This is a genomic window from Reyranella sp., assembly GCF_965279465.1.
Classification (GTDB): Bacteria; Pseudomonadota; Alphaproteobacteria; order Reyranellales; family Reyranellaceae; genus Reyranella.
Genome location: NZ_OZ257242.1, coordinates 6,914,738 through 6,939,652, shown reverse-complemented (window position 1 = coordinate 6,939,652; position 24,915 = coordinate 6,914,738). Strand labels below are relative to the sequence as shown.

Here is a 24,915-nt window from a genome sequence, read left to right as displayed (position 1 = left end):
TCATTGAACCTTGATGTTGCCGCGCCGGATGATGTCGCCGAACATCGCGGCCTCGGTGCCGATGCTCGCGCGGAAATCGGACGGATCAAGATAAGTGACGCGCATGCCGCCGTTATGCACCTTCTCGCCGATTTCGGCGGTGCGCAGCGACGCGGCGATCGCCTGATCGAGCCGGGCAACGACGGCCGGTGAGGTGCCCGCCGGGGCGAGGATGCCGAACCACGAATCGCCGCCGTCCTTGCCGTAGCCCGCCTCACGCAGGGTCGGGATATCGGGGAAATCCGGATGGCGCACCTCGGCCAGCATGGCGAGCCCAACCAGCTTGCCCGACTTCACATGCGGCAGGCAGGTCTGGTCGAATTGGGCCTGGACCTCGCCCGCCAGCAAGGCGTTGGTCGCCGGTGCGCTGCCGCGATAGGGCACATGGGTCATCCTGATGCCGGCCTCGAGGCTCAGCATCTCACCGAACAGATGGGTGATGGTGGCCATGCCAGACGAGCCGAAGTTGATCTTGCCGGGGTTGGCCTTGGCGTAGGCGACGAACTCGGCGACGGTCCGCGCCGGCACCGACGGATGGAGCGCGAAGACGCCCCATGAGGTCGTCATGCGCGAGACGGTGACGAAGTCCTTCTCGGGATCGAACGGGATCGCCTGCAGATGGCGGGTGATGCAGACCATCGCCGTCGTGGTGGTCAGGAAGGTGTGGTCGTCGACCGGCTGGTTCTTGACGAACTCCGCCCCGATCATGCCCGAGGCGCCGGCCTTGTTGTCGAACACCACCGCCTGGCCGAGACTGCGCGCGGCGTGCTCGACCACAATGCGGGTCGAGACATCGGACGGCCCGCCCGGTGGATAGGGGATCACCATGCGCAACGGCTTGGTCGGCCAGGCGGGTTGCGCCACGGCAGGGGCGGCCAGCGCGGCCAGGGCCGAGGCGGCAAAAGCGCGACGTCGCATGCGGATCCTCCCTCGTTTTCTTTGCCTGAGAGCATTTCATGCGCGCCATGCTACGGTCCAGCGATGAAGCGCTTCGCCGATCCTGCCGTCGCGGCGGTGTTCAAGGCCTATCCGGCCGATCTGCGGCGGAAGCTCATGGAGCTGCGCGCGCTGGTCTTCGAGGTCGCCGCCTGTACCGACGGCGTGGGCCGGCTGACCGAGGCGCTGAAATGGGGCCAGCCGAGCTATCTCACTGAAGAGACCAGGAGCGGCACGACCGTGCGTATCGATCGCCTGAAGAGGGGCGACGGCTACGCGCTCTACGTCCACTGCCAGAGCGGACTGGTGCCGAAGCTCCGCCAGCTCTATCCCGACACCTTCCGCTACGAAGGCAAACGCGCGCTCTTGTTCGAGAGCGACGCGCGACTGCCGTTGCCGGAACTAAGGCACTGCATCGGCCTCGCGCTCACCCATCATTTGCGCGCGAAGTAACGGCTGCGCAGGGCCTGGCAGTCCTCCTGGAGGATGCCAGTGGTGAACTTGATGTCGGCGCCGACGAACTCGGCGAAGGTCTCCACCGAGTATTTTCCGATGCTGCGCCCCACCGCCCTGAACCGCCCACCCAGCACCCAATGGCCGATCTTCACGTTGAGCAGCGCGCCGGCGCACATCGGGCAGGGCTCCATGGTCGTATAGAGCGTGCTGCCCGACAGGTCGTCGGTTCCCAATGTCTTGCAAGCGTCGGCTATGGCATCGGTTTCGGCGTGAGTTAGAGGGTCGCCGGTGTGGATACGGTTGCGGCCACGGCCGACGATCCTGCCGTCGCGCACGATCACCGAACCGACGCCCATGTCGCCTTCCTTGTCCGCGACCGCGCCCAGTTCGAGCGCCTGCCGCATCATGGTCTCGTGAAACTCTGCATCCATGAGCGTCATCGTGTACCCGGCACGCTGCGTCGTCATCCTGAATCGGCCGGTCCTGCCGGGTCCGAAACCCGTGCTAGGGTCGCGGCAAAGGGAGCGAGCGACAATGGCCGGCAGGTTGAAGGACAAGGTGGCGATCGTAGTGGGCGCGGGGTCGAGCGGCCCGGGCTGGGGCAACGGCAAGTGCACTGCCGTCACCTTCGCGCGCGAGGGCGCCAAGGTCCTGTGCGTCGACCGTCGGCGCGCGGCCGCCGAGGAGACCGTCGGCCTGATCGCCAAGGAAGGCGGCGAGGCAATGGCCTGGGAGGCCGACTCCTCGAAGAACGCCGACGTCAAGGCGATGGTCGATGCCTGCATGGGCAAGTGGGGCCGCATCGACGTGCTCGACAACAATGTCGGCATCGGCTCGACCGGCGGCCCGGTCGAGCTCAGCGAGGACGAGTGGCATCTCGTGTTCGACGTCAACGTGAAGAGCTTCTTCCTCACCGCCAAGCACGTGCTGCCGATCATGGAGAAGCAGGGCGGCGGCGCGATCGTGAACGTGAGCTCGATCGCCTCGATCCGCTCGCCCAAGGGCGTCAGCTACATCGCCTACAACGCCAGCAAGGGCGCGGTGAACGCGCTCACCATCGCGATCGCTTCGCAGTACGCCGACAAGGGTATCCGCTGCAACGCAATCCTGCCCGGCCTGATGCACACGCCGATGATCGACTTCCTCGCCGAGCAGTATGCCAAGGATGCGACCGACCACAACCAGGCCTACGACAAGATGATCGCGATCCGCCATCGGGCCTCGCCGACCGGCAAGATGGGCACCGGCTGGGACACCGCGAATTGCGCCCTGTTCCTGGCGTCCGACGAGTCGGCCTACGTGAACGGCCACCTGCTGGTAGTCGACGGCGGCATCACGACACGTGCCTAGGCTTGTGCTGGGAGCGCGGCTCTCCAGAGCCGCTCAAGGGATGTGGCAAAGTGAAGAAATAGCGGCTCTGGAGAGCCGCGCCCCCAGCTACGATGGTGCCTCAGGCCCCTCGCGTTCCCTCCGCAGCCACATCCGGAAGATCAGCGGGCTGGTCATCAGGATCAGGAACAGGCGGAACAGGTGGTGGGTCGCGACCATCGCGATCTCAACGCCGAGCGCCAGGCCGATCAGGCTCATCTCGGCGAAGCCGCCCGGCGCGTAGCTCAGCACTGTGGCGTCCAGGTTGAGGCCGGTGAGGGCGACCGTGAGCTTGGCGAACAGCACCGCGATGGCGATCATGATCAGCGCCGCGCCGATCGACGCGGCAATCTCCTTGTGCAGCTTGTCGAAGACCGCGCCGACGAAGCGGCAACCGATGCCGGCGCCGACGACGACCTGTGCCGCCGCCACCAGCTCGCCCGGCGGCTTGGAGTCGCTGAGGCCGCCAAGATGCGCGGCGGCGCTGATGATCATCGGTCCCATCATGAAGGCTGCGGGCAGGCGCAGCAGCCTGCCGGCCGTAGCGCCGACCACGCCGCAGCCGATCAGCACTGCATAGTCCTTCCAGTCGTTGCCGCTCGGGCCATGGATGATCGTCAGCACGCTGGTCTGCGCGCCGTTGACCAGCCGGTACCAGATCGGAATCGTCATCACGACGGTGAGGATGCGCAGCGCCTGGGCCAGGGCAATGCACCGCTCCTCGCCACCCATCGCGCCGCCCAGGATCGTCATGTCGTTGAGTCCGCCGGGCATGGCGGCGAAGTAGCAGGTCTGGCGGTTCCAGTCGGTCGTGCGCCGCAGCCAGAAATAGCACGCCGTCGCGGCGGTCACGGTCATCAGCGAGACTACGCCGAGGCTGACGGCCCACTGGCCGAGCCGCTGCACCAGGTCCGGGTTGAAGCCCGAGCCCAGCAGCACGCCCAGGATGATGATCATGCCCTGGCGCAGCCGCACCCGCATGCCGACGCGCAGGCCGGCAAAGGCAGCGATTGTGGTGAACAGGCACGAGCCCAGCATCCAGGCGAGCGGCATTCGCAGCCAGTTGAAGACGAAGCCCCCGACCGTGCCGATCGCCAGCGCGAGCACGATCGGCCCAATGCCGTCGTGGCCGATGATGTGCTTGCGCTCGGGCTTGAACGGAAGCTCTTTCTTGCTCGAGGCGCTTACCCTCATGGCGCAAGCCTCATGGCGCGAACTGTTCCTTGAGGATGCGTTCCTCGAGATCGTGCTCGGGGTCGAACAGCAGGGTGAGCTCGATGTCGGTGGCTTCGGTCACCACGACCTTCACCACGTTCGGGATCTCGACCGAATCGGCGGCGGCGGCGACTGGCCGCTTCCTGGAGTCGAGGATCGTGAACTCGACCTTGGAGCGGCGTGGCAGCAGCGCACCGCGCCAGCGCCGGGGCCGGAAGGCGTTGATCGGCGTCAATGCCAGCAAACCCGCGCCCAACGGCAGGATCGGCCCATGGGCCGAGAGGTTGTAAGCAGTCGAGCCCGCGGGTGTCGCGACGATGGCGCCATCGCAGTAGAGGTCGGAAATGCGCGTCGTACCGTCGATCGCGACGGCGATGCGCGCGGTCTGACGGCTGGAGCGCAGCAGCGAGACCTCGTTGATCGCCTTTGCCTCGTGACGCTTGCCGCGAGCGTCGGTGGCGACCATGCTCAGTGGTGTCAATGTGACGCTGCGGGCATTGCGGATCCGCGCCGGGAGGCCGCTCGCCCGGTACTGGTTGAGCAGGAAGCCGACCGTGCCGAGATTCATCCCGAAAATCGGCGTCTTGCGCCGCATGTTGCGATGAAGTGCCTGAAGCATCAGCCCATCGCCGCCCAGCGCGACGATGACGTCCGCTTCGGCAGGCGGAACGGTGCCGTAGCGCTGTTCCAGCGCCGCCTTGGCCGCGCGCGCAGCCGTTGTGGCGGCGGCAACGAAAGCAAGGCGGGTTGTGCTGGGAGAACGGGCTGCCATCTGCGATGCTTTCGGTGCAAGAATCGTACTATAGCGACCCGGGGGGCCGATGCGATAAAATCCCCGGCGCATAAGGTCGCGAGGAGGAACGTCATGGAGCTGGTGCCATTGGGACCGGGGTTCGGCGTGGAAGTCAGAGGTGTGAGCATCCTCGACGTCGCGAGCGACGGCGATGCCTACAAGGCCGTTCGCGCTGCCTTCGAGGATCATTCGTTGCTGCTGTTCCGCGACCAACCGATCGCCGACGACATCCAGGTCGCATACAGCCGCGCCTTCGGGCCGCTCGAGCTTACCAAGGTCGCTTCGCTCGGCGCCGGCGGCTTCTATTCGCGCCTGACCAATGTCGGCGCACACGGCGAGATCGTACCGCCGACCGACCGCCAGGTGCTGGTCGCGCAGGCCAACGCGCTGTGGCACACGGATTCGTCATTCAAGAGAACGCCCGCTCTCGCTTCCGTGCTGAGCGCGCGCGTGCTCCCAGGGCAGGATGGCGACACCGAATTCACCTCGACGCGACTCGCCTGGGAGCGCCTGCCGGGCGAACTGCGCGGCAAGCTGCAGGACGCAGTGGCGACGCACTCCTATGCCAACAGTCGCGACCAGATCCATCCCGACCTCGCTAATGCGGAGGAGCGCAAGGCTCTGCCGCCGGTGCGCTGGCGCATGAACTGGCTCAATCCCGTCAACGGTCGGCGCGCGCTCTATATCGCCAGCCATGCCTACGCGATCGACGGCATGGACGATCGCGACGCGCGCCAGCTCCTGGCCGAACTGATGGACGAGACGACACGGCCCGAGTTCGTGTACGTCCACAAGTGGCGGACCGGTGACGTGGTGATGTGGGACAACCGCGCCATGCTCCATCGCGGCCGGCCGTGGGACTACAGCAAGGAACGCTCGATGGTGCGCACCACCATCTCGGCGACCGCAGCCGACGGCCTCGACCAGGTGAAGCCGCCGCCGACGGTGCATTAGGCTTGCCGCTGGGAGCGCGGCTCTCCAGAGCCGCGCTCCCAGCCACTCAAGACATCGTGCCTTTCAATCCGAACACCGCCTGCGGATGGACGATGTCCTTGAGCGTGTGGCTGCCGAGCGGCTCGATCTCGGCCGCGGGCAATAACGCCTCCATTGCGGCCGACAGCAGCACGCTGCGGTCGAGCGGACTGCAGAGCTTCTCCAGTCGCGCGGCGTAGTTCACCGCGGGGCCGATGACGGTGAAGTCGAGCCGCTGGCTGGCGCCGATATTGCCGAACATCACCTCACCGATATGCATCGCCAGGCCGAAGCGCACCGTCGGCTCGCCCTCGGTGGCGCGAATGCGGTTCAGCACCAGCATCGCATCGACCGCCGCCGCCGCGGCTTGCGCTGCCGTCGCCGCCGTCGCGACGCGCTCGGCCGGTGCGGGCACCGGGAAGATCGCCAGCATGCCGTCGCCCATGAACTTCAGGATCTCGCCGCCGGCATTGGTGACGATCGTGCCCATGGTGTCGAAGTAGTCGTTGAGCAGGGCGATGATCGTGTCGCGCGGCAGCGTGTCGGAGGCGCGGGTGAAGCCGCGCAGGTCGCAGTACCAGATCACCGCCTCGATCGTCTGGCCGTCGCCGCGCTTCACCTCGCCGGCCAGGATGCGCTGTCCGGCGGCGCGACCGACATAGGCATCGAGCAGGTTGGCCGCGGTGTCGCGCAGCGAATGGATTTCGACGATGCGCGCGAAGGCGAACTGCAGCAGGAACATGCGGTCGAGATCGGTGCTCGAGAAGCCGTCCGGCCTGTCGGAGACGACGCTCAGCGCATCGGCATGGCCGGTGGTGAACAACAGCGGCAGGGCCACGTAGTCGGTTGCCCCTTCGTCCTTGAGCTGGCGCAGCAGCGGGGCCTGCGGCTCGATCCGGTCGAGCCGCACGCGCACCGTCTTGTGCTGCTCGAGGACCGCCGGCAGCGGGTTGTCTCGGTACTCGGCATCCTGGTTGTCGCCGTGCGGGCGGGTGCCGCTCTCGACGCCGCGGCCGCGGCGCCAGAAGTAAGCCTTGCCTTGGAACTCCGGGTGGAGCGTGAATTGGAAGTAGGCGAGGCGATAGAGCGGAATGCCCGACAGCACGAGCTGCTCGCCTGCCGCGGCGACGAGCTCGGCCGTATCCGTGATGCGATAGGCTTCTGTGACGAACCAGCGCGCGACCGGATCGCTGTAGACGCGCTGGGCGATGTCGTCGTCCATGAGTGGATTATAGCACTTGCGTCTCGATACCCTTCAGCCTTGCCTCCCCTGCTTGCGGGGGAGGTGGCGCGGTAATCCGCGACGGAGGGGGAGGGAGGCGGAGATGGTGCGTCACACCCCCTCCGTCAGCGTGAGACGCTGACACCTCCCCCGCGAGCGGGAGAGGGTAAGAATTGACCAATGCCGAAGTCTACTCCGCCGCAGCCAAACGCTGGTTCTGCGCGGCTGCGGATTTGGCGCGGGCGAGGTCTTCGCTGCGCACCTTGTTCACGGCGCCGCCGCCGCCGGCCGTCTCGGTGAACATCGAGAGCTTGTCCATGTCCTCGTCGTCCACCGGGGTCAGGGCGAGGTCGGTATATTCCAGGCGCTTGGGATCGTTCTTCACCCGCTGGCCGATACGCCAGCCCTGCCAGGCGAGGCGGCCGTAGATCCGGAGCTTCTTCACGGTCTCGACCGCGAGCTTCCAGTGGAACACGCCGATCGGCTCGATCGGCATGCCATGGCGGCGGTCGCGGCGATACTTCATGCGGATCACGCCGCCTTCGAGCGGATGGATGCCCTCCGCCTCGAACATGATCTTGAACATGGTCATGAACTGGGCGGGCTCGGCGGGATTGCGGCCCTTGATCGATCCATGGCGGCGCGCGACCGTCTCGATATGCTCGGGCGTATAGTAGGCGCGCCAGCAGTCGAGATAGGTCTGGTAATATTCGTCGTCGCTCATCTTCGGATGGTGCACGACGCGGTGGTGGAGATCGTACTTGTTGAGGTCGGGATCCATCCACACGCCCTGCTTCCAGAGCTTCTGGTGGTCCTCCGATCCGGGCAGCGGCGTCAGCATGAACAGCTCGAGGATGTCGAGCGGCAGCTCCTTCTTGATGATCTCCATGTCGCGCAGGATCGATTCGCGCGTGTCGCCCGGGAAGCCGAGGATGTACCCCGCCCAGGTCGAGATGCCGGCCTTGTGCCAGGCCTGCAGCATCTTGCGGTATTCGGTGATCTTGTTCTGGCGCTTCTTGGCGGCCAGCAGGTTGTCGGGGTTGATGTTCTCGAGACCGATGAAGCAGCGATAGACGCCGGCCCATTGCGCCTTGTGGATGAAGCGCGGGACGCGATGGCACTGGGTGTCGACCTGGATGAGCAGGGAGACCTGGATGCCCTCGTTCTCCTTGAGCTCGATAATGCGGTCGAAGAACTCCTCCCAATGGCGGTTGCGGGCCATGTTGTCGTCGGTGATGAAGAACGACGTGATGCCCTGCTTGTAGTTCTCGCGGATGATGGCTTCGAGGTCGTCCGCGTTGCGGAACCGGCTCTTGCGGCCCTGCACGTTGATGATGGTGCAGAACGAGCATTGGAACGGGCAGCCGCGGCCAAGGTCGAAGCTCGACTTCTTGCCCTCGTTGCGCGCCAGCGCGGCCGGCGGCAGACGCGGGGTCGGCGCGTTCTCGATGCCCGGCAGGTCGTCCATGTAATTGTAGAGGGGCTTCAGCGTGCCGTTCCAGGCATCACGCAGCACCTCGTCGAGCCGGCCCTCTTCGGCCTCGCCGGCATAGATCGAGATGCCCATGTCCATGGCTTCCTGGATCTCCGGCGGCACGACCGGCAGCATCGACAGGCAGCCGGCAGCGTGGAAGCCGCCCATTGCCACGGGGAGGCCGGCTGCGAGGAACTTGCGGGCAAGATCCACGGCGTGCGGGAACTGGTTGGACTGGACGCCGACGAGGCAGATCAGGCCCTTGCCGCCGCCCCGCTTGAAGTCGGCGGCGATCTTGTCGGTGCGGACCCGGATGTTGGTCTCGTCGAACGGCTTGATCACGATCTCGACGTCGGGCCCAAGAACTTGACGCTGCCGGCAATCCTCACCCAACCCATAGAGGGCCGCCAGGGTGTTGGAAGGGATATGCGACTTCAACCAAGTGATCGGATAGCCATCGTCGTCGTAATGAGTCGGCTTGATCAAGACGAGCTGGAAGGTCTTCTTCTTACTGACACCGCCCATTACGGACTTTCTCCCACGAAGCCGCACTCGGCTTCGCATTTTTGCCTCAAACACCGAGTCAAATTCACACTGCGCCGCCATTTACATCAGCGCAAGTCTCCTACCATATAAGTAGGAAAAGAAACTTCCGTTATGGTCATGCTGTGCGCAATAAATATTCACGACTCACAATTGTCAATTGACTTCCCAACAGAAGTTCCCCGTTTGGCGCCGTATCGGCATGAGGAGGAGTTCGTTGCGTGGCCTCTGGTGAGGCTACAAGGTGCCACACCCAAGGCGCGCGAACAGCGTCGGCGAGGACACGAACAAGACTGTGACTGTTATCGAGCGCGTACCGGCGCTGGCTCCATTCCGGATCAGGAGCTTCCGCTTTCAGTGGCCGGCGGACCTGCTCGCCTCCTGGGCCTTCGAGATGGAAGGCGTCATTCTTGGGTGGTTCGTGCTGGTTTCGACCGGTTCGGTGCTGGCCCTGGCAGTTTTCGGCTCGCTGCAGTTCCTCGGCACCCTGATCTCGCCCTTCTTCGGCATGGCCGGCGATCGCATCGGCAATCGCAACCTGATCTGCCTGATGCGGCTCACCTATATCGTTGCCGCGGCGATCCTGGCGGCGCTGTTCCTGACCGGTCAGGCCACGCCCGCCGTGGTTTTCGTCGTCGGCGCGGTGATGGGGCTGGTGCGTCCGTCCGACATCACGATGCGCAATCTCCTGGTCGGCGAGACGATGCCGTCCGACCTGCTGATGCGCGCGATGAGCGTGTCGCGCACGACCGCCGACTCGGCGCGCGTCGTCGGCGCCCTCTCGGGCGCGACCCTCGTCGCCACGTTGGGCTCGGGCGTAGCCTATGTTGCGGTCTTCCTAGTCTACATTGCCAGCCTGCTGCTCTCGCTCAATGTCGGCATCCGGCGCCTGCGCGTGATCGGCGAGACGGTATTGTCGCCCTTCGCGGCGCTCAAGGCAGGTTTCGCCTATGTCTGGTCGACGCCCGACGTGCGCGCGGCGACGCTGCTGGCTTTCCTGATGAACTTCGCGGCCTATCCGTTCGTCGGCTCGCTGCTGGCCCACGTCGCCAAGGACATCTACGCCCTCGATCAGCGCGGCATGGGCTGGCTCATCGCCTGCTTCGCGGCCGGCGCACTCGCTGGATCGGTCGTGCTTGCCACGAACGGGGCCCGGATCCGGGCGGCGCGCACCATGATCGTCTGCGCGCTGCTCTGGTTCACGGGCAACCTCGTCTTCTCCTGGATCACCGTGCCGCTGTGGGGCGAGGCGATGTTGGTTGCAATCGGCTTCGTGCAGAGCTTCTGCATGGTGCCGATGGCGGTCATCCTGTTGCGCACCGCCGATCCCGCGTTCCGCGGACGGGTGATGGGAGTGCGCATGCTCGCCGTCTACGGCCTCCCGCTCGGCATGTTGCTGAGCGGGCCGCTAATCGAGCGCTTCGGCTTTGCCGTGACGGGTACGGTGTTCAGCCTCGTGGGTATCGGCTTTACCGTTCTGATCGCCTCGCGCTGGCGACATCATCTCTGGCACCCGGAGGCGGCAGCAAATTCTCGCTGAGCAACGTTGTGGCGCAAAACTCGTTCATAACCGATGGCAGTAAAGTCCGGAGTCCTCCTAATTGCGGCATTCATGTTGGTTGGAGGAGCCGCTCAAGCGCAACTTCCGGCCATCGACACTCATCCAAGTCCTGACGAGCAGCGCAGCATCTTCACATTTCAGGTCGAGAACGACGTCTTCAACCGCATCGGCAAGTCGGACCGCGATTACACAAACGGCGTGCGCTTCGGTTGGCTGTCGCCGGCGCTGCCGGATTTGCCGGATTCGCTCGCACGTCTCGTGACTTTTCCCACTTTCTTTGGGGAAGGCCCGGTCTCGTCGGTGACGCGCCGGGTGGGAATCTCGATCGGCCAGAATCTCTACACGCCGCAGGACACGGAGACCACCGCTCCAATCCGCAACGATCGGCCATACGCCGCATGGCTCTATTCCAGCTTTGCCCTGCAACAGACCTATAAGCGGCGGAATCCCCAGACCGACAGGGAAGACCCCGTCCGACTCGATACGCTCCAGCTGGATCTCGGCCTCATTGGTCCGGCGGCGGGTGGCGAGTTCGTGCAGAACAAGTTCCACAGGCTGATTGGCGTACCGACGGCGAACGGCTGGTCAAACCAGCTCCACAACGAGCCGACGATCGGCCTCACCTTCGAGCGTCGCTGGCGAACCAGTCAGGGTGTGGTTGTCGAGAATCCCTTGCTCGAGTATGACGTCATTCCGAGTATCGGTCTCGCGCTCGGCAACGCGGCAACCTATGCCAGCGCGGGCGGCACGCTCCGGATCGGCAAGAATTTGCGCAAGGACTTCGGACCGCCCCGCCCCCGCCCGGCGCTGCCGGGATCGGACGGATTCATCGGCGAGGGGTTTGGCTGGTATTTCTTCGTCGGCGCCGGCGGTGAGGCGGTGGCCCGCAACATCTTCCTCGACGGCAACAGCGATGGAGACAGCTTGAGTGTCTCGCATCGACCGTTCGTGGGCGAGGCCCAGGCGGGCCTCGCCATCCTCTTTCGGGGCGTGCGCATCAGCTACACGCAGGTCCTGCGATCTCCGGAGTTCTTCGAGCGCGATCGCTGGAACCAGTTCGGATCTTTCAACGTCTCGTTCAGGTACTAGGCGGGGGAAACGGGCGCGCGAAGCGCTGCTTCGCGCGCCCGTATCCCTATATCCGGCCCATGAGGAGCAGGACGAGCACGATGATCAGGACCAGGCCGATGCCGCCGCTGGGGTAATAACCCCAGCCGCTGCTGTGGGGCCAAGTCGGCAGGGCACCGATCAGGATCACGATCAGAATGATCAGCAAGATGGTGCCCAGCATCGCAAGTCTCCTGTCTAGTTGAGGTTCTTCTCCGCGAAAGACCAGTTCGCGAGCTTCTCCACCCAGTCCTTGACGTGGTCCGGGCGGCGATTCTGATAGTCCAGGTAGTAGGCGTGCTCCCACACGTCGGCGACGAGCAGGGCCGTCTCGCCGTGCGCAAGCGGCGTGTCGGCGTTGCTGGTGGTGGTGATCTTGAGCTTGCCGTCCTTGCCCTTCACGAGCCAGGCCCAGCCGCTACCGAACTGCGCTACTGCCGCTTTGGTGAAAGCGTCGTTGAATTCTGCGATGCCGCCGAAGCTGGACTTCAGTGCATCGGCGATCTTGCCGGCCGGCGCGCCGCCCTTCGGCGCCATGCTCTCCCAGTAGAAGTTGTGATTCCAGACCTGCCCGGCATTGTTGAAGATGCCCTTGTCCTTATCGTTGCCGGCAGACTTCTTGACGATCTCCTCGAGATCCATCTGCTCGTAAGGCGTGCCGGCAATGAGCCTGTTCAGATTGTCGATGTAGGCCTTGTGATGCTTGGCATGATGGAAAGAAATCGTCTTGGCGGAAACCACCGGTTCCAACGCGTTATCCTCGTAAGGAAGCTTGGGGAGCGAAAACGGGGCTTTTGGCTTGTCCAATGGCATGACTTGACTCCTGTGCTTCCCCGGACTGAGGCTCAACGCTGCCGTGGGGAAGATGTTCCGGCGGCGCAACCTTGATCAAAACGTGGACGTTAGGCGGGAAGTTCTCGTTTTATGGAGACTTCTCATGGACGCCGTCATCTATCTGGTCGGTCTGGTCGTGATCGTGATGGCAATCCTGTCGTTCTTCGGACTCCGGTAGCTGAACGCACCAGCCTCCCATGTCGGCGCGCGAGGATAGGACGAAACGCTTCCGGTGAGGCAATTTTTCAAATCTAGCCCGCAAACGGTTCTCAGTCGCGCGCGATCTAAATTATTACCGCGAACGTTTCTCAGTCGCGCGCGATTCGGTTGCGCGGCGCGCGGCGGGGCGTATCTAGGACGAACATTCATTGTCAGGAGGTTCGTCGTGCAAGGGAATCCACAAATCATCGCCGAACTGAACAAGCTCCTGAAGAATGAGCTGACTGCCATCAACCAGTACTTCCTCCACGCCCGGATGATGAACCACTGGGGCTTCGAGCGGCTTGGCAAGAAGATCTACGAGGAGTCGATCGGCGAGATGAAGCACGCCGACAGGCTGATCAAGCGCATCCTGCTGCTCGATGGCCTGCCCAATCTGCAGGACCTCGGTCGGCTCGGTATCGGCGAGACGGTGGGCGAGTGCCTGAAGGCCGACCTCCAGCTCGAAACCGCGGCGCGCACCGACCTGGTGGCGGCGGTGGCGAAATGCGAAGCGGAAAGGGACTTCGTCAGCCGCGAGATCGTGGTCGACATTCTCGAGGACGCCGAAGAGCACATCGACTTCCTCGAGACCGAGATCGGCCTGATGGATAAGGTCGGAGAGCAGAACTACCTTCAGACCCAGATCGGCGAAGGCAAGGACAGCTGAAGCCTGTCGCTTCTGCCAAGAATTCAACGAGGGCGCTTCATGTTCGCTGCCGCCCTTGTTAGGCTCGGGAATGATCGCACGACGACTTTTCACCGCCCGGGCTCTCGCGGCTTTCCTTGCCGGCGGTGCCGGTTCCGCCATGGCGCAGGTGCCCAAGGTGATGGACACGATGCCCGCCGACCGTGCCGTGCTCACGAACGCCAGCGGAGAGTTCTACGTCCGCTTTGATCGTCCGGTCGATCACATTCGCTCACTGATGTTCATCAAACGGGATGGTGCGGTCGTCAGGACGCTCCACCCGCGCTTCAAGACCGAGCCGAATGTCCTGTTCGCGATGGCCCTTCCCTTGCAGCCGGGCCCCTACAGCTTTCACTGGTCCGTCCGGTCCTTGGCCGGAGCGGAAGTGCTCGAGGGCGAAGTCCCGTTCTCGGTCTCAGCCGAGCAGTAGCGGCACTATTCGTCGTAGGACGCCGTCGTGACGCCGCTCATGCGGTCGAAGTTCAGCCGGATCTTCTGCAGCTCGCACATGTTCAGATAGCGCCAGATCGCCTGCGAAGCGTCGTCGGCGAACACCACTTTGAAGTCCTGGTTGCAGTCGAAAATCTGCTTGTCGAAGACCACTTCGCGCCGCTCGCCCGGCTTCAGGGCCGGACCCCGGAGCACGTTCTGGCTCCACGTGCCCATGTCGTGAGGCGAGACGACGAGTTCGCGGATCGGGTAGTTCGTGCCGTTCACCAGCAGGAAGCGGGTTTGTTCTTGCGCGAGCGCGGCGTCGCCGAGCAACGACAGGAAAGCAACGCTGAAAGACAGAGTCCGGAGCATGAAAATCCTCTGATCGCCCCGAGATGGGCGCGGAGGAGATTTGCCTTTCCGGGGGGCCAAAGTCCATGGCGGCCAAGGCCGCCGCTGCGCTAGTCCGCGGCCATCAGCGTGGGCGCGGCCGCCTGTTCGCGGCCGATCGTCTGGTCGATCCGCTTGCGCATGTCGGAGGCGCAGCTGCCACATTGGGGGTTCTGGCCGCAGGCGCGGAAGACATCGACTGGGCGACGGGCGCCGGCTCTGACGGCGGCATCGACATCGCGTTCCCGGATGGCCCGGCAGATGCAAAGATACATGTCTTTGGCGTTTCCGTCCCGCAGTTGCGACTTACTCGCACGACGAACGTAAGAGGCATTCGCAATCTGGTCAAGCGCCTTAAAGGCCTCTCAGCCTGTAATTTTCCAGCGCCTGCCTGAAGCCCTCGTCGAGCGGATGGGGCACCTTGCCTTTGAGCCGGACGACCGTCATCTCGGCGGCGGCGATGCAGAGGTCGTCCTTGAAGGCGGCCGAGCCGACGGTGAGGGAGCTGCTGCCGACCCTGAGCACGCCGGTGCCGAGGTCGATCTTCCCGGGCCAATGGGACTCGGCCAGGAAGGAGATGGTCATGCCGGCGGAGATGCCGCGCACGCCTTCCTCGCGCGGCGCCATCATGCCCATGTCGCGCATGAAGGTGAGGCGCGCGGTCTCCATATAGGCGCAAATTGCCACATTATTGATGTGGCCGGCCGCATCCTGGTCGCAAAAGCGCACGGTATCGCTGCACCAATGCGGATAAATGGCACGGTTTTGCAGGCGTTTGTCGCGTGACATGGCCGGAGTGTAGCATCTCGCCCGCATGACACATCCGATCTTCACCGAAGACCACGACCTGATCCGCGCCCAGCTCCGCCGCTTCGTCGAGGAGAAGGTGAAGCCCGACGGACCGGAATGGGAGGCGGCGGGCTTCGTGCCGCGCGAGATCCTGCGCGAGATGGGCGGGCTCGGCTTCTTCTCCCTTCGGGTGCCCGAGGCGCTGGGCGGGGCGGGCCTCGATGCCCGCGCCTCGGTCGTGCTGGCGGAGGAGGTCGGCCGCTCGACCCACGGCGGCTTCGCCATCACCGTGCTGGTGCATACCGACATGGCGAGCCCGCACCTGATCCGCTTCGGCACCCGGCGCCAGCTCGAGAAGTACCTGCCGGGCGTGATGGCCGGCTCGACCATCACGGCGGTCGGTGTCACCGAACCCGGCGCGGGCTCCGACGTCGCGTCGATCCGCACGCGGGCGGTACGCGACGGCGACCACTACGTGCTGAACGGCGCCAAGATGTTCATCACCAACGGCGTGCACGGCGACCTCTACTTTATCGCCGCCCGCACCGACCCGGAGGCCAAGGGCTCGCGCGCCATCACCATGTTCATCGTCGAGAAGGGCACGCCCGGTTTCCGCGTCGGCCGCGCCCTGAACAAGACCGGCTGGCTCTGCTCCGACACCGCCGAGCTGGTGTTCGAGGATTGCCGGGTGCCGGCCGAGAATGTGCTCGGCGAGCCCAACCGCGGCTTCTACTCGATCATGGCCAACTTCCAGACCGAGCGGTTGGTGATCGGCGCCATGGCGATGGCCGAGGCGCGCGAGGCGATCCGGCTGACCTTCGACTATGTCAACCAGCGCACCGCCTTCGGCGCGCCCTTGTGGGAGAAGCAGGCCATCCGCCAGCGCCTGTCCCGCCGTCTGGCCGAGGTCGAGGCGGCGCGCCAGCTCGTGCATCACACCGCCTGGCTCGATGCGCAAGGCACCGACTGCGTGGCCCAGGTCTCGATGGTCAAGGCGCTGGCCGGTGACCTGGTGAACGAGGTGCTCTACGACTGCGTGCAGTTCCATGGCGGCGCCGGCTTCCTGCGCGAGACGGCGGTCGAACGCATGGCGCGCGATGCCCGCGTCCAGGCGATCGGCGGCGGCGCCTCGGAGGTCATGCTGGAGGAGGTCGCCAAGCGATTCGGCCAGGCCCTGTCGGACTGAGCCCTGTCGGACTGATCGCCGCTATTTCGGTGCGACCAGGAAGGAGCCGACCGCGGTGACGGCGCACTCCGTGCCGCCGGCGCGCACGCAGTCCCTCAACGCATCGCCTGCCGCGATGGCCTCGCTGGACCGGCCGGAAACGATGCCGACCTTTCCGTTGCGGCCGACCGCGACGGCGCGCCAATCGTCGGCGACGAGATAGCGCCCGATCGCCGCGTGGAGCTCGGCGTCGGCCATGTCCTGCGGCGTGAACACCTCGACGGCGCGATAACGCTGGAGCGGGCGTACGGCGAGATCGCCGTTCACCGCCAGCACGACGCATGGGCGGCCGGTTCCATGACCACACACCTGCAACGCTCGCCGCATCGCGTCGGTGTCGCTATCGCCCGGCATCCAGAATTCGGCGCGGCGCCGGCCGATCACGAGCGCCCGGCTGCCGTCGGCCTTTGCATAGGTCTCGGCCAGATCCTTGCGAGCCTTGTCGGTGAGCAGGGGCGCGCTCGCGAGGTCGAGGCCGAGCGCGGGAGCCTGCTGTGCCGCCGGACGATACGGCGGCGCCGGCGTGGGCGGCGGGCGGAACGTCCAGACGACCTCGTTGCCGACCGCATAGGTGGAGCAGCGATCCGGGTCGCGAAGGGCGCCCGTCTCGCGCTGCACGGCCTTGTTGCATTCGTCCACCGCCAGCCTGCGGGCCGTCTCGTCGTCGATCCGCCGCGTCACATAGGCCGATACGCCGCGCGCGCTGATCGCCAGGGCCTTGGCGCCCTCGGCGCGGCTGTACGCCTCGAATTGCCGCCGCCGTTGCTGGCTGACGAAGGGGATTTCCGATGCGTGGAACGGTCGCGATACAGCCGGGGCGGCGGCGATTCGCGATGAAGGCGGGGCAGGAGGAACGGCCGCGACGGCCGCCTGTTCGATGTGTTGTGCAGGGGCGGGCTGGCGGGTGAGAAAGAAGGTGCCAGCGCCCGCCGCCAGGCTGGCGAGGGCAACGACACTGGCCAATGCCACCTGCACAGAGCGCCTGGTGGTGCGCTTGATGACCGGCGCGACGCCATCGAGGGAAAGGCCGTAGACGCGGATCGGTCGCGGGATGTTCTTGATCTGCCGATCGCCGAGGTCGGTCACGGGCCATGGCAGCTTGCCGACAATCTGCTCCTGGACCGCGCGGGAGAAGCAAACACCGCCGACGGGCGCGAGCGCTTCCAGCCGGACCGCCACGTTGACCGCGTCGCCCATCAGGTCGTCACCGCTCTCCACGACGTCACCCAAATTGACACCGATGCGGAGGCTGAGCTGGCGCTCTGCGGTGGCCACGGCATTGGCCTGGTGCATCGCCTGCTGGATCTCGGCCGCGGCCCGCACGGCCTCGACCGGGCTTGCGAATTCGGCGAGCACGCCGTCGCCGGTCTCCTTGAACACGCGGCCGCGCCGCTGGCGGATGACGGCCGTCGTCGTGCCGAGCCGCTCGCGCAGGAGGCCGAGCGCCTGCTCCTCGTCGCGTGCGGACATGGCGCTGAAACCCACGACATCGATGGCGACGATCGCGGTCAACCGTCTGACCAGGGGAGAGTCTTCCATGGCGCGATGCCCTCGTCCTGCAGGCTATCCGAGCGACTCGCCGCTTTCCATAGGAGCGGCTTGCAGGACCGCCCGGGCTCTGCGATGACGCTGGCCATGCAGACGGCCGCGCCACCGCGTTATTGGGATGACTACCAGGTCGGACAGAGATTCCCGTTGGGCTCCACGACCTTCACCGAGCCGGAGATCGTCGACTTCGCCCGCCAATTCGATCCGCAGAGCTTCCATGTCGACGCAGAGGCGGCGAAGGCCTCGATGTTCGGCGGCCTCATCGCCTCGGGCTGGCATATCGCCTCCAAGATGATGCGGCTGTTCGTCGACAACTACGTCGACCATCGCACGGCACTGGGCTCGCCCGGCGTCGACGAGCTGCGCTGGCTGAAGCCGGTGCGGCCGGGCGACACGCTGACCGGCTGGGTCGAGTGTGCGGCCAAGGTGCCGTCGAAGAGCCGGCCGACAATGGGCGTGATCCACGAGCAGTGGACGGTCACCAACCAGAAGGGCGAGGTCGTGATGACGACCAAGGGCATCAACATGGTGCGGCGGAGACCGCAATGAAGCGGGCGGTGAAGGGCCTCGACCATGTCGTGGTCATGGTCGACGGCATCGATGCGGCCCAGGCGCAGTACACAAGGCTCGGCTTCCAGGTCCAGCCGAGGGGCTTCCACACCAAGCTCGGCACGGCCAACCATCTGATGATCTTCGACACCGACTATTTCGAGATCCTGGGCATCGTCCAGGACACGCCGTTCAATGCCGAGCGCCGCGAATGGCTGAAGGACGGCGGCGGGCTGGCCAACGTGGCGCTGGCGACCGACGGTGCCGACCTGGCGTTCGACGCGTTCAAGGCGGCCGGCCTCAATCCCGACGCGCCGCTGTCCTTCGACCGGGCGGTCGAGGTCGCGGGCAGGACCGAGCAGGCGCAGTTCCGCACCGTGCGCATCCCCAAGACCAACATGCCCGTGGTCGGCTTCTTCGTCTGCGAGCATGTCACACCGCAATTCGTCTATCGTGCCGAATGGGCGAAGCATCCCAACGGCGCGCGCGGCATCGCCGGCGTCACCGTGATCGCGGAGCAGCCGGCGAAGTGGATCCCGGAACTGGAAAAGTACTTCGGCGCCGGTTCGGTGAAACGCGATGGCGAGGGGCTGGTGGCGGATACCGGCACGCAGCCGATTCGCTACCTCACGCGTGCGGACTACGCCGCGCGGTATCCCGGCATCACGCCGGTGCGGCCGGGCGACCACCCGGCGTTGCTCGGCATCCGTGTCGACAGCCTCTCCGCCTGCGAGGCGCTGCTGGCCAAGAACGGTGTGAAGACCGTAAAGCCCGATGCCGCGCGTCTGCTCGTTCCGCCCTCCGAAGCCGCCCACCTGACCATCGAATTCGTGCAATGACCTTCGATCTCGCCGACCGTGGCATATACGGCTTCGCCACGTCCGAGCATCTTCGCTTCGCCGACCTCGACGCCAACGGCCATATCAACAACGGCTCGTTCATCGAGCTGCTGGAGAACGCGCGCGTCTCCTACCTGCGCCAGATCGTGCGTTCGGGCTTGCCGCGCTTCCGCCTGGTCATCGGCCGCATCGAGGCCGACTTCAAGCGCCAGATGTTCTTCCCCGGCTCGGCGACCGCCTGCGCGCGTCTCGTCGAGGCGCATGAGCGCAAGGTCGTGATCGGCCAGGGCCTGTTCGATTCGGACGGCCATTGCACGGCGGTGCAGAAGGTCATCATGGTGTCGCTCAACGAGGAAACGCACCGCAGCACGCCATTCGATCCCGCCGTGCGCGCTGCGCTCGAAAAGCTCGCGGTCTCGAAGGATGGCATGCCGACATGAGCGCGCAGATCCCGGACGGCTTCAAGGCGCTGCACCTCCCCGACGATTTCGTGGCGCTGGTCGGCCCGCTCTGGCTGAAGGCCGAAGGCGAGAAGCTGCGCATCGGCCTGCCGCTCGAGCCGCGTCACGGCAATCCGATGGGGTGGGCGCATGGCGGCCTGCTGGTCACCGTTGCCGACATGGTGATGGGGCTTGGCTCGGGTCATGCCACAGGCATCCGCTGGCCGCATCCGACCGTGTCGATGAGCACCGAGTTCGTACGCGGTGCGAAGCTCGGCCAGTGGCTCGAGGGCACCGCACGGGTCGCGCGGCGCACGGTCAACCTTTGTTTCTGCAGCTGCGATCTCGTTTGTAACGGTGAAATAGTCCTGATCGCCTCGGGCGTGTTCAAGGTGCCGGAGATCGACAGGATTCCCGCGGAAATGCGCGACAAGGTGATGGGGCGCTGGGGCGGCTAGCCTACGAATTTGCGACGTAGCCTACGAAACACTCTCAAACTTGCGACGAGAAAGGCCAAGTGTAGCTTTTCCCTCACGCAACCTGCGGGAGAGAGTGCCTCATGGCCCCAAGCCAAGAAGAGAACATTCGGTTCGCCGTCCGTCATCTGATGACGACGGGGGGTCGTATGATCGACATGATCCTGTTCGTCTTCCACGGCTTCGAAAACGGAGTGCGGTTCCATCGCGTGCATGAGCACCGCGGGCAGATGCGAATGCTCATGCCTGCCGGCAAGACGCCGGGGCTGCCGGTCGCCGAGCGGTTGTTCGACTAATGTCGCTCGGCCCCCTCGAGCGGCGGCTGGCGCCGCACGGCCTGCGTCCGCACGGACCGGTGCGGCGGCGACCGTTTTCCCTTGTCTTCCCCGCACGGCAGGACAGCACCGGGCGGGAGGTGTTCGTCAAGCTCCTGACCTCGCGTTCGGCCGGCGTGCGCCGCAACTTCGGCCGCGAGATCGATATGCTGCAGGCGCTGGCCGGCCAGCCGGGCGTCCCGGCACTCGTCGCCGCCAGCACCGACGATGGCCAGATCTTCCATGCCTGCGAACACGTTCATGGGCGGAGCCTGCGTGAGATCGCCCGCTCGCCGGAGGGCCGTGACCTTGCGATGGTGCTTGGACGGGCCAAGGCACTGGCGGACTGGATCGCGGCGCTCCATCGAGTGGGAATAGCCCATCGCGACCTGTCGCTCGATCACGTCTTCATCGAGCCCGACGGCAGGCTTGTCGTGATCGATTTCGGCATGGCCAAGCGGACCGGCGATCTGCCGGCCGAGGAGCGGCTACATTACGAGGGCTACGACCTGCAGGCGCTCGGCATGATCCTGTGGGAGATGATCTGCGGTCACTCGATCTTTCCCTATCGCAACATGGCCCTGGGTGACGTGCTGCGGCGGGAGGCTGCCCTGGTGCGGGATGCCGGCCTGCCGGCGGCGATTCGCCGTTGGCTGCTCGACTGCTTCGCCACACCGTCGGAGTTCACTCCCGATCAGCGCTTCTTCTTGCGGTAGATCCTGTAGCGATCGACGTCCATGAGATGCTCGTAGCGCTCGAAGGCGTCGGCGAAGACCTTGTTTTGCTGGAAGTACTCGAGATAGTCGAACACCTTGCCCTGGCAGCGCGGCATGCCGGGGATGGTGTCGAGGATCAGCAGGTCCGGCTGGCCCTTGGCGAAATCCTCCGACACGGCGTCGAACACGAACTTCTCGGTGTCGCCCATCGTGTCGGGCGCGTTGTAGAGGGCGGGGAAGTCCTCGCAGTCCGCATAGACGCCCTGTAGCACCCACATCGTCAGGAAGCGCATGGTCATGCGTCCATTGATGTAGTTCAGCATCGGCCAGAACGGGTAGATGCCGGGCGACAGCGCCATGATCGTGCGGTGCGGCGCGTTCTGCTCGACGATGTGGCGCAGGATGCCGCCGATCGAATCCTCGTACTGGAGCTGCTTGTAGAACGGCGGGGTATAGAGCGCAGCCTGGAAATAGAGCAGCACCATCAGGGTCGCCGAGATCACCGCGACCGGCAGTCGATGGAGGCTCCGGCTGATCGGCAGGTAGCGGTCGATCGTCTGGGAGAGGGTGAAGGTCGCGAGCAGGATCGCCGCCGACAGCGCCGGCAGCACGTGATAGGGCCAGCCTTTGGCCTGGGCGATGGCAGAGAGTGCTGCGCCGATCCCGAAGGCCAGCAGGGCCCGGGCGGCGAGCGCCCGGGTGAGGAAGATCGCGAAGGCGCCGAAGATCAGCAGCGCGACCAGGGTCGGTGCCATGACATTGCTGGTCAGGACCTGCCGCCAGCCAGAATCGCCGATCGGCGCATAGGACTCCACGGCGAGCGGCATGACGAAACGGCCGAATTCGGAGAACACCGTGTACATCAGGACGAGATGCGCCAGCGCGACCGCGAAGATCGACCATGGGATCAGGTCGGTGAAAGTCGCGCGCCAACCGCGACGGGTCAGCAGGAAGATCTCCACGACGGCGGGAATGGCCAGGTAGTAAGGCTTCATCGCCAGGAACAGGCCGGCCGTCAGCCCGATGGCCAGCGCACTGATGCGCGATGGGTGGACCCCTTCGGCGCGTGCCATCGACGCTAAAAGGTAAGGCGCGGAAGCCACGAACATGACGTGCTCGCGTTGGCCGAAATGCTCGTTGGGCAGGACGGTAAAGAGGAACAGAAGCACCGGCGGAAATAGCGCCTCGGTCAGCGCATGGTCGGCCGAGGGCACTGTCCGGACCAGGCGGCTGCAGGCGTAGAAGGACGCGGCGATGCCCGCCACCACCCAGGCGGTGAACCAGAACGGGACGCTGCCGTGCACCAGTCTTGCCGTGAGCACGGGCAGGGCATGGACGATGAAGGTGAGCGGCAGGTTCTCGTCGATCACCTCGACATAAAGCTTCTCACCACCCACCCAGCGTGCCGAGACGTCGAGGATGGCCGCTACATCGTGATTGAGCGGCGGGAAGAAATAGCCGGCGAGCCACAGGATCGGCAGGACGAACAGCGGCGCCAGCAGCAGCCGCTCGAGGCGTGGCGAAAGGAGGGGCGGTTTGGCGGCAGCGGTTGGCAAGGCACGGTGAAGATATCACAAGCACCGATCGACATTCCTCCCCTTGCGTTGCGAGCTGCGATATGGGCACACGTTGAATTCCTCCCCCGCGCCGCGCGCAGGGAGGAAGGAGGGGAGACGGCCGAGGACGTGGAGCGGGCTGAATACGAACGCATGCACGCGGTCGAGGATCGCATGTGGTGGTATCGCGGCCTGCGGACGCTCGTGCGCCAGGAGTTGGCGCGGACCCTGGAGTGCCGTGAGGGGACCGGGCCGGTGCTCGACGCAGGTTGCGGGACCGGCGGCATGCTGGCGCGGCTCGGAGGCTCGATCGCCGGCCGTCCGACCATAGGGCTGGAATTCGACCCCATTGCTGCTGCGATGGCCGGCAACAAATCTGGCTGTCCGGTCGCGTCGGGCTCGGTCAACGAAATGCCGCTGGGCGACGGCGCGCTCGATGGCTACGTTTCCCTGGATGTGCTCTGCCATGGCGGTGTCGACCCCGAACGCGCCGTGATGGAGGCGCGGCGCTGCCTCAAGCCGGGCGCGATCGCGTTGTTCAATCTGCCGGCCTATGGCTGGATGTTGTCGACGCATGACCGGCGCGTGCACAATGTCCGTCGCTTCACCCGCGGCCAGGCGCGCGCCTTGCTGGCCGGCCATGGGTTCAAGATCCTCAAGGCCACTTACTGGAATACGCTGTTGTTTCCCCTGATGCTTCTCCACCGCCTGACCGAACGCGACGATGCCGACAGCGACGTGCGCGACTTTCCGCGCTGGCTCGACGCGCTTTTCTCGGTGGCCCTCGCCGTCGAGCGGACGGTCATCGCAGCCGGCGTGCCGTTGCCGTTCGGCGGATCGCTGCTGATCGTGGCGGCGCGCCGTGGCTGAGGTCCCTGCTTCCGCCCCCGCGCTGTCCATCGTCGTGCCGGTCTACAACGGCGCGGCGACCGTCGGCGAACTGGTTGCCGCCCTGCGCGCGCTCGACATCCAGGGCGGGCTGGAGATCGTGCTGGCCGTCGACGGCAGTCCCGACAACAGTCTCGATGTCTGCAAGAAGCTCGCCGCCGAGCCTGGCGCGCCGGTCACCGTGCTGAGCCTCAGCCGGAATTTCGGCGAGCACAATGCGGTGATGGCGGGGCTTGCGCGTGCCCGCGGCGCCTTCGCCATCACCATGGACGACGATCTGCAGAACCCGCCGTCCGAGGTGAAACGGCTGTTCGAATACGCGCGCGATGGCGGCTACGACGCGGTCTACACCTATTACGCCGAGAAGAAACACGCCGCCTGGCGCAACGTCGGCAGCCGCTTCACCAACTGGTGCGCCGACCACCTGATCGACAAGCCCAAGGGCCTCTACCTTTCTTCCTTTCGCTGCATCTCGGCCTTCGTGCGCGAGCACATCACGGCGGGCTACGAAGGTCCGTTTCCCTATGTCGACGGCCTGGTCTTCCAGGTGACGCAGAATGTCGGCCGCCTGCAGGTCGAGCATTTGCCACGGAGCGAGGGCCGCTCGAACTACACGCTGGCCCGCCTGTTCCGGCTGTGGCTGTCGATGTTCCTGAATTTCTCGGTGATTCCGCTGCGCTTCGCCACGCTGTTTGGCATTGCCTTCGGCGCGCTGGGCGCTCTGGCCGCGGTCATCGTCTTCGCCGAGGCGATCTCCTCGAACAAGCCGCCGCAAGGCTGGGCGTCGCTGATGGTCGCCGTGCTCGTGCTCGCGGGTGTCCAGCTCATCGTCGTCGGGGTGATCGGCGAATATCTCGGCCGCATGTTCCTCGCCGTCAACCGCAAGCCGCAATACCTGGTCCGACAGGTATTCAGGCGCGGCGCCGACGGGCTCGAGATCGAGTGTCCGCCCGTCAATACGCAGGCGGCGGGCCAGCCCTATCGCGTGCCGTCGCAACCGGAGGCCGGGGGATGATGATCCATTACGTGGTGCTGGGCATCGGCATCCTGACCGGCATCGGCGGCCAGATGCTGCTGAAAGCCGGTGCCGACGCGCCGACACTCATGGGCCAGTTGCTGCGCCCGTCGACGCTGCTGGGCCTCGCGCTCTACGGCTCTGCGGCTTTCCTCTATATTTTCGCGCTGCGCAAGATCCCCGTATCGGTCGCCTTTCCCAGCGTCTCGCTCTCCTATGCAATCGTCGCCGTGCTCGGCCACTTCCTGTTCGGCGAGCCGTTCGGCATCAAGCAGATCGGCGGCATCGCGCTCATCATGGGCGGTGTCGTGCTGATCAACCAGGGATGAGGA

30 protein-coding genes are annotated in these 24,915 nt (G+C 65.4%); 17 read left to right on the top strand and 13 right to left on the bottom strand.

Going from position 1 to position 24,915, the window contains the following annotated elements; genetic code table 11:
* Positions 1 to 957 carry a Bug family tripartite tricarboxylate transporter substrate binding protein gene (locus ACQY8M_RS33845; protein WP_428665751.1) on the bottom strand — a complete coding sequence of 319 codons (957 nt, stop codon included), beginning with the start codon at positions 955 to 957 and terminating at the stop codon, positions 1 to 3.
* 63 nt (positions 958 to 1,020) lie between these two features.
* Between ACQY8M_RS33845 and ACQY8M_RS33840 the strand changes: the two genes are divergently transcribed.
* Complete coding sequence (locus ACQY8M_RS33840; RefSeq protein ID WP_428665748.1) at positions 1,021 to 1,428, top strand: DUF1801 domain-containing protein; 408 nt, start codon at positions 1,021 to 1,023, stop codon at positions 1,426 to 1,428.
* On the opposite strand, the gene ACQY8M_RS33835 is transcribed toward ACQY8M_RS33840, so the two are convergent.
* The gene (locus tag ACQY8M_RS33835; protein WP_428665746.1) at positions 1,410 to 1,898 is read right to left on the bottom strand and encodes a nucleoside deaminase; all 489 of its coding nucleotides are present in this window, start codon (positions 1,896 to 1,898) and stop codon (positions 1,410 to 1,412) included. The genes ACQY8M_RS33840 and ACQY8M_RS33835 overlap by 19 nt on opposite strands.
* A 67-nt stretch (positions 1,899 to 1,965) precedes the next feature.
* On the opposite strand from ACQY8M_RS33835, the gene ACQY8M_RS33830 reads away from it, so the two are divergent.
* Entirely contained in the window at positions 1,966 to 2,781 is an 816-nt protein-coding gene (locus ACQY8M_RS33830; RefSeq protein ID WP_428665744.1) for an SDR family NAD(P)-dependent oxidoreductase, read from the top strand.
* A gap of 87 nt (positions 2,782 to 2,868) precedes the next feature.
* Here ACQY8M_RS33830 and ACQY8M_RS33825 read toward each other — a convergent pair whose 3' ends face one another.
* Both ACQY8M_RS33825 and ACQY8M_RS33820 read right to left on the bottom strand, forming a co-directional pair.
* Positions 2,869 to 3,993, bottom strand: a complete 1,125-nt coding sequence (locus ACQY8M_RS33825) for an AbrB family transcriptional regulator (RefSeq protein ID WP_428665742.1) — start codon at positions 3,991 to 3,993, stop codon at positions 2,869 to 2,871.
* 10 nt (positions 3,994 to 4,003) lie between these two features.
* Positions 4,004 to 4,786, bottom strand: coding sequence for an NAD kinase (locus ACQY8M_RS33820; protein WP_428665739.1), 783 nt, complete (start codon positions 4,784 to 4,786; stop codon positions 4,004 to 4,006).
* 93 nt (positions 4,787 to 4,879) lie between these two features.
* Between ACQY8M_RS33820 and ACQY8M_RS33815 the strand changes: the two genes are divergently transcribed.
* Positions 4,880 to 5,761, top strand: coding sequence for a TauD/TfdA dioxygenase family protein (locus ACQY8M_RS33815; RefSeq protein ID WP_428665737.1), 882 nt, complete (start codon positions 4,880 to 4,882; stop codon positions 5,759 to 5,761).
* A 46-nt stretch (positions 5,762 to 5,807) separates the two neighbouring features.
* Here ACQY8M_RS33815 and ACQY8M_RS33810 read toward each other — a convergent pair whose 3' ends face one another.
* Both ACQY8M_RS33810 and ACQY8M_RS33805 read right to left on the bottom strand, forming a co-directional pair.
* On the bottom strand, positions 5,808 to 7,001 hold the full coding sequence (locus ACQY8M_RS33810) for an adenylate/guanylate cyclase domain-containing protein (RefSeq protein WP_428665734.1): 1,194 nt from the start codon (positions 6,999 to 7,001) through the stop codon (positions 5,808 to 5,810).
* Positions 7,002 to 7,191: 190 nt separating this feature from the next.
* Complete coding sequence (locus ACQY8M_RS33805) at positions 7,192 to 9,000, bottom strand: B12-binding domain-containing radical SAM protein (protein WP_428665731.1); 1,809 nt, start codon at positions 8,998 to 9,000, stop codon at positions 7,192 to 7,194.
* A gap of 313 nt (positions 9,001 to 9,313) precedes the next feature.
* Between ACQY8M_RS33805 and ACQY8M_RS33800 the strand changes: the two genes are divergently transcribed.
* On the top strand, positions 9,314 to 10,558 hold the full coding sequence (locus tag ACQY8M_RS33800) for an MFS transporter (protein ID WP_428665728.1): 1,245 nt from the start codon (positions 9,314 to 9,316) through the stop codon (positions 10,556 to 10,558).
* A gap of 33 nt (positions 10,559 to 10,591) precedes the next feature.
* Positions 10,592 to 11,668 carry a lipid A deacylase LpxR family protein gene (locus tag ACQY8M_RS33795; protein WP_428665726.1) on the top strand — a complete coding sequence of 359 codons (1,077 nt, stop codon included), beginning with the start codon at positions 10,592 to 10,594 and terminating at the stop codon, positions 11,666 to 11,668.
* 46 nt (positions 11,669 to 11,714) lie between these two features.
* On the opposite strand, the gene ACQY8M_RS33790 is transcribed toward ACQY8M_RS33795, so the two are convergent.
* Together ACQY8M_RS33790 and ACQY8M_RS33785 are read right to left on the bottom strand one after the other, a co-directional pair.
* Positions 11,715 to 11,870 (bottom strand): DUF3309 family protein, encoded by a 156-nt coding sequence (locus ACQY8M_RS33790; RefSeq protein WP_428665724.1) that lies wholly within the window; start codon positions 11,868 to 11,870, stop codon positions 11,715 to 11,717.
* Positions 11,871 to 11,884: 14 nt separating this feature from the next.
* A complete protein-coding gene (locus ACQY8M_RS33785; RefSeq protein ID WP_428665722.1) occupies positions 11,885 to 12,499 on the bottom strand; it encodes a superoxide dismutase in 615 nt (204 codons plus the stop codon).
* A 406-nt stretch (positions 12,500 to 12,905) separates the two neighbouring features.
* Between ACQY8M_RS33785 and bfr the strand changes: the two genes are divergently transcribed.
* Together bfr and ACQY8M_RS33775 are read left to right on the top strand one after the other, a co-directional pair.
* Positions 12,906 to 13,388 (top strand): bacterioferritin, encoded by a 483-nt coding sequence (gene bfr, locus ACQY8M_RS33780; RefSeq protein WP_428665719.1) that lies wholly within the window; start codon positions 12,906 to 12,908, stop codon positions 13,386 to 13,388.
* A gap of 139 nt (positions 13,389 to 13,527) precedes the next feature.
* On the top strand, positions 13,528 to 13,836 hold the full coding sequence (locus ACQY8M_RS33775; protein ID WP_428665716.1) for a copper resistance protein CopC: 309 nt from the start codon (positions 13,528 to 13,530) through the stop codon (positions 13,834 to 13,836).
* A 5-nt stretch (positions 13,837 to 13,841) separates the two neighbouring features.
* Here ACQY8M_RS33775 and ACQY8M_RS33770 read toward each other — a convergent pair whose 3' ends face one another.
* From ACQY8M_RS33770 to ACQY8M_RS33760, 3 genes are all read right to left on the bottom strand, one after another.
* Positions 13,842 to 14,210, bottom strand: coding sequence for a hypothetical protein (locus tag ACQY8M_RS33770; RefSeq protein WP_428665713.1), 369 nt, complete (start codon positions 14,208 to 14,210; stop codon positions 13,842 to 13,844).
* 89 nt (positions 14,211 to 14,299) lie between these two features.
* On the bottom strand, positions 14,300 to 14,503 hold the full coding sequence (locus ACQY8M_RS33765) for a (2Fe-2S)-binding protein (RefSeq protein ID WP_428665711.1): 204 nt from the start codon (positions 14,501 to 14,503) through the stop codon (positions 14,300 to 14,302).
* A 79-nt stretch (positions 14,504 to 14,582) separates the two neighbouring features.
* A complete protein-coding gene (locus ACQY8M_RS33760; protein WP_428665708.1) occupies positions 14,583 to 15,017 on the bottom strand; it encodes an acyl-CoA thioesterase in 435 nt (144 codons plus the stop codon).
* 25 nt (positions 15,018 to 15,042) lie between these two features.
* Between ACQY8M_RS33760 and ACQY8M_RS33755 the strand changes: the two genes are divergently transcribed.
* Entirely contained in the window at positions 15,043 to 16,203 is a 1,161-nt protein-coding gene (locus ACQY8M_RS33755) for an acyl-CoA dehydrogenase family protein (RefSeq protein WP_428665705.1), read from the top strand.
* Between the two features lie 21 nt (positions 16,204 to 16,224).
* Here ACQY8M_RS33755 and ACQY8M_RS33750 read toward each other — a convergent pair whose 3' ends face one another.
* A complete protein-coding gene (locus ACQY8M_RS33750) occupies positions 16,225 to 17,754 on the bottom strand; it encodes an adenylate/guanylate cyclase domain-containing protein (protein WP_428665702.1) in 1,530 nt (509 codons plus the stop codon).
* A gap of 87 nt (positions 17,755 to 17,841) precedes the next feature.
* Between ACQY8M_RS33750 and ACQY8M_RS33745 the strand changes: the two genes are divergently transcribed.
* The 6 genes from ACQY8M_RS33745 to ACQY8M_RS33720 all read left to right on the top strand — a co-directional run bounded on the left by ACQY8M_RS33745 (position 17,842) and on the right by ACQY8M_RS33720 (position 21,124).
* Complete coding sequence (locus ACQY8M_RS33745; RefSeq protein WP_428665699.1) at positions 17,842 to 18,339, top strand: MaoC family dehydratase; 498 nt, start codon at positions 17,842 to 17,844, stop codon at positions 18,337 to 18,339.
* The gene (locus ACQY8M_RS33740; RefSeq protein WP_428665697.1) at positions 18,336 to 19,178 is read left to right on the top strand and encodes a VOC family protein; all 843 of its coding nucleotides are present in this window, start codon (positions 18,336 to 18,338) and stop codon (positions 19,176 to 19,178) included. Before ACQY8M_RS33745 ends, ACQY8M_RS33740 begins: the two co-directional genes overlap by 4 nt.
* Positions 19,175 to 19,618, top strand: coding sequence for an acyl-CoA thioesterase (locus ACQY8M_RS33735; RefSeq protein ID WP_428665694.1), 444 nt, complete (start codon positions 19,175 to 19,177; stop codon positions 19,616 to 19,618). The genes ACQY8M_RS33740 and ACQY8M_RS33735 overlap by 4 nt, the downstream gene beginning before the upstream one ends.
* Positions 19,615 to 20,076 carry a PaaI family thioesterase gene (locus tag ACQY8M_RS33730; protein WP_428665691.1) on the top strand — a complete coding sequence of 154 codons (462 nt, stop codon included), beginning with the start codon at positions 19,615 to 19,617 and terminating at the stop codon, positions 20,074 to 20,076. Before ACQY8M_RS33735 ends, ACQY8M_RS33730 begins: the two co-directional genes overlap by 4 nt.
* A gap of 167 nt (positions 20,077 to 20,243) precedes the next feature.
* Positions 20,244 to 20,390: a hypothetical protein gene (locus ACQY8M_RS33725; protein ID WP_428665688.1), complete on the top strand. Its 147-nt coding sequence runs from the start codon at positions 20,244 to 20,246 to the stop codon at positions 20,388 to 20,390.
* Positions 20,390 to 21,124, top strand: coding sequence for a serine/threonine protein kinase (locus ACQY8M_RS33720; protein WP_428665685.1), 735 nt, complete (start codon positions 20,390 to 20,392; stop codon positions 21,122 to 21,124). The genes ACQY8M_RS33725 and ACQY8M_RS33720 overlap by 1 nt, the downstream gene beginning before the upstream one ends.
* Here the strand turns inward: ACQY8M_RS33720 and ACQY8M_RS33715 are convergent.
* Entirely contained in the window at positions 21,103 to 22,494 is a 1,392-nt protein-coding gene (locus ACQY8M_RS33715; protein WP_428665683.1) for a hypothetical protein, read from the bottom strand. The genes ACQY8M_RS33720 and ACQY8M_RS33715 overlap by 22 nt on opposite strands.
* Between ACQY8M_RS33715 and ACQY8M_RS33710 the strand changes: the two genes are divergently transcribed.
* From ACQY8M_RS33710 to ACQY8M_RS33700, 3 genes are read left to right on the top strand one after another with little or no spacing between them, the layout of a single operon-like run.
* Positions 22,456 to 23,550, top strand: a complete 1,095-nt coding sequence (locus tag ACQY8M_RS33710; protein ID WP_428665680.1) for a class I SAM-dependent methyltransferase — start codon at positions 22,456 to 22,458, stop codon at positions 23,548 to 23,550. The two genes, ACQY8M_RS33715 and ACQY8M_RS33710, sit on opposite strands and share 39 nt — an antisense overlap.
* Positions 23,543 to 24,583, top strand: a complete 1,041-nt coding sequence (locus ACQY8M_RS33705) for a glycosyltransferase family 2 protein (protein WP_428665677.1) — start codon at positions 23,543 to 23,545, stop codon at positions 24,581 to 24,583. The genes ACQY8M_RS33710 and ACQY8M_RS33705 overlap by 8 nt, the downstream gene beginning before the upstream one ends.
* A complete protein-coding gene (locus ACQY8M_RS33700) occupies positions 24,580 to 24,912 on the top strand; it encodes a DMT family transporter (RefSeq protein WP_428665675.1) in 333 nt (110 codons plus the stop codon). The genes ACQY8M_RS33705 and ACQY8M_RS33700 overlap by 4 nt, the downstream gene beginning before the upstream one ends.
* Positions 24,913 to 24,915: the final 3 nt, after the last annotated feature.